The following is a 2,764-nucleotide window of genomic DNA, read 5'->3' as shown; positions in this document are numbered from 1 at the left end:
ATCGCGACTCGCTATGACAAGCACGCGCTGACCTATCGCGCTGCTGTCGTCCTCAACGCGGTGATCGCCTGGACCGCACATTTGTCAGACATGCCCTAGATGAACCTGGTCGAGCGCCTGCAGAGCGTCTTCGTCGCAGCCGCCGTACTGACTGGCCTTGCCGTGGGGTTGCTGACCCCGGTCGGTGAGGCTGGCGAATATGTGGTGATCCCGGCCCTGCTGGTGATGCTGGTGGCGATCTTCGTGCAGATGGACCCCACCCAAGTCAGTGAAGTCCGCCGAGCTAAGTCCCTGGTGGCCGCCAGCCTGGTGCTGAACTACCTGTTCACCCCCGCCTTGGCCTGGGCCCTGGGAGCCGGGCTGCTCTCGGTGACCAGCCGGACCTGCGGATCGGACTGCTGCTGTTGCTGGTGACACCGTGCACTGACTGGTACCTGGTCTTCACCGCTGTGGCCAAGGGCCACACCGGGATCGCAACGGCGTTGTTGCCGGTGAACCTGGTGCTGCAACTGTTGTTGTTGCCGGTCTACGTGCTGCTGCTCGGCGGGGAGGCCGCCATGGTCGATGCATCCACCCTGGCTGAGGCGGTGCTGCTGATGCTGCTCACCCCGCTGGTGACCGCCTTCCTGATCCGCTGGGTCACCCGCAGGACCAAGGGAGCACAATGGCAGCACGAGACGCTGAACCCGGCGGCTGGCCGGCTGGTGGTGCCGCTGCTGTGCCTGGCCGTGTTCGCGATGTTCGCCTGGCAAGCCCCCGTTGTGGCCGAACACGGCACAGAACTGGTCCTGCTGCTGCCTGCCCTGGCCGGGTTCTTCATTGTCGTCCCTCTAGTGGCCACCGCGGTCTCCAAGCTGATGGGACTGCCCGGCCCCCAGCGGGTGACCCTGACGATGGTCACCACCGCCAGAAACTCACCCATCGCCCTAGGAATCGCCGTCGCTGCGTTCCCTGACCGGCCCCTGATCGCCGTGGCCCTGGTGGTCGGCCCGCTGATCGAACTGCCCATACTGGCCCTGCTGGCCCAACTCGTCCGTCATAAAGAGGCCGGGCTCCAGGGCTCCGCTGACCGGAGGATTGAAAGATGAGGATTTCAGAAGTCACAGCACGGACCGGGGTTCCGGCCACCACGCTGCGCTATTACGAAGACCTCGGCCTGATCACCTCCCAGCGTGGCCCCAACGGGTACCGGGACTACGACCAGACCGTGATTGATCAGCTGGAGTTCATCGCCACTGCTAAGAAACTCGACCTGGACCTGGAAGAAATACGGTGGCTCTCCCAGGTCATCGCCACAGGCACCTGTACCGCAGTCCGAGAGAACCTGCGCCCAGTGCTTGCTGACCGGCTGGCTCACGTCGAGGAGAACATCCAACGGTTGACCCGCATGCGCGCCCTGATTACCGAAGCACTCAACCACGTGGTCTCCTGCCCCGACAGTGATCAGCCGTGCAAATCAGAATGCGCCTTCCAATCGCTGGCAAAGATGGGATAAGGAGGAAGTACCGTAGCTGTTCATGACAGCCCAGGCCCCTCTATATGTGGGGGTTTATCTCGTCCTGTTCCTGGGCGCGTGTGAGTGAAGAACCCTTCACGCAGCTTCGAGGCCCGCACTGTGGCGGCCCACTTCTGCGCATAGCCCAGGAGTTGCTGCACGGAGTTCGACGGCACCACGCCCTGATTTGTGGTCACCCACGGATGGGAACCATCGGATCGTTGGTGTCGGGTTTGGGCTTTCCAGGTCCAGGAGGCTGGTAGTCGGTCGGGGTCTGACCAGTCGGTGTCGATGTAGCGTTCCTCAACGGTGAACCGCCGGTCCGTGCGCCCGTGAGGGTAGAGGACGTAGTGTCCGGCTCCGAAGGTCTCGGGATCTTCCTCTGTCAGGGTGATGTGTCGGGCATAGTTGTGGGCGATCTGTTCCAACCCGTGGGTGAGGATGTCCATGTTCCGGGTGAGCCGCTGACGGTATTCGTCGGCCATGACGGGTCGCTTTCAGCTATGCACCGCCGGTCATGCGGCCGGTGGTGTCGAAAGCCGCGAGTTCGTCGGGGTGGAGTTGGTGCTGGACGACGAAAGAGCGGTCCTTGATCCGCCACAACCCCTGCCCGACCCCGAGAGTGGGTAACAGTTTCTGTTCGGTGCCGGTCAGTCCCAAGGTTTGGGCGGTGGTGCCGAGTTGGTCGGATTCTTGCCGGTAGACGATCCTGGTCTCCGCATTCGCCAGCAGACTGTTGGCTAGGGAGCGCATGGCGGAGCCGGCGTAGCCGACGTTGTCCAGGTCAGTGAGCTTATGAAACACCAGCAGGTTGGCGATGCCGTAGTGGCGGGCCAGTCGCCAGTGGGCATCCATGCGCCGCAGCAGTGCCGGGTGGGACATCAGTCGCCAGGCTTCGTCGTAGACCACCCACCGTTGGCCTCCATTGGGGTCAAGGAGGGCTGATTCCATCCACGCTGAGGCGCAGGTCATCAACACCGAGATGAGAGTGCTGTTTTCGGTGACGCGGGAGAGGTCGAGGCTGATCATCGGCAGGGAGGGGTCGAACTCGACGGTGGAGGGGCCGTCGAAGAGGCCACCGAGGTCGCCTGCGACTAGGCGGCGCATGGCGTGTCCGACTAGTTGTAGGAGGGCATGACGTTGTTGATAGTCGCCGGGGCAAGTGCGGCCGGGGCTGATCGCCGCAGGAGGTATGGGGCCGATGATAGTTGTAGTGGTTGACCCAGACCTGCAGGGCCTGTCGGCGAGCCTGTTCGGAATCGTAGGCCC

The 2,764-nt window shown here is 63.3% G+C and carries 4 protein-coding genes and 3 pseudogenes; 4 read left to right on the top strand and 3 right to left on the bottom strand.

Annotated features, from left to right (window positions below; all coding sequences use genetic code 11):
* The 4 genes and pseudogenes from BCY76_RS18755 to BCY76_RS17050 form a co-directional block, all read left to right on the top strand.
* Positions 1–99: pseudogene (locus BCY76_RS18755) on the top strand (IS5/IS1182 family transposase); the annotation flags it as partial.
* Positions 100–414, top strand: a complete 315-nt coding sequence (locus BCY76_RS20155) for a hypothetical protein (RefSeq protein WP_272896877.1) — start codon at positions 100–102, stop codon at positions 412–414.
* On the top strand, positions 411–1,088 hold the full coding sequence (locus BCY76_RS17055) for an arsenic resistance protein (RefSeq protein WP_272896876.1): 678 nt from the start codon (positions 411–413) through the stop codon (positions 1,086–1,088). The genes BCY76_RS20155 and BCY76_RS17055 overlap by 4 nt, the downstream gene beginning before the upstream one ends.
* Positions 1,085–1,495, top strand: a complete 411-nt coding sequence (locus BCY76_RS17050) for a MerR family transcriptional regulator (RefSeq protein WP_070159175.1) — start codon at positions 1,085–1,087, stop codon at positions 1,493–1,495. The genes BCY76_RS17055 and BCY76_RS17050 overlap by 4 nt, the downstream gene beginning before the upstream one ends.
* A gap of 20 nt (positions 1,496–1,515) precedes the next feature.
* Here the strand turns inward: BCY76_RS17050 and BCY76_RS17835 are convergent, their stop codons facing one another.
* The 3 genes and pseudogenes from BCY76_RS17835 to BCY76_RS17830 all read right to left on the bottom strand — a co-directional run.
* On the bottom strand, positions 1,516–1,980 hold the full coding sequence (locus BCY76_RS17835; RefSeq protein ID WP_139827878.1) for a hypothetical protein: 465 nt from the start codon (positions 1,978–1,980) through the stop codon (positions 1,516–1,518).
* Positions 1,981–1,996: 16 nt separating this feature from the next.
* Positions 1,997–2,620, bottom strand: a pseudogene (locus BCY76_RS17045) (ATP-binding protein); the annotation flags it as partial.
* A pseudogene (locus BCY76_RS17830) lies at positions 2,614–2,764 on the bottom strand (integrase core domain-containing protein); the annotation flags it as partial. The pseudogenes BCY76_RS17045 and BCY76_RS17830, both read right to left, overlap by 7 nt.

The organism is Nesterenkonia sp. PF2B19, assembly GCF_001758425.2.
GTDB classification, from domain to species: Bacteria; Actinomycetota; Actinomycetes; order Actinomycetales; family Micrococcaceae; genus Nesterenkonia; species Nesterenkonia aethiopica.
Note: the sequence above shows the minus strand (reverse complement) of the source record. Positions and strands in the feature narration are given on the sequence as shown.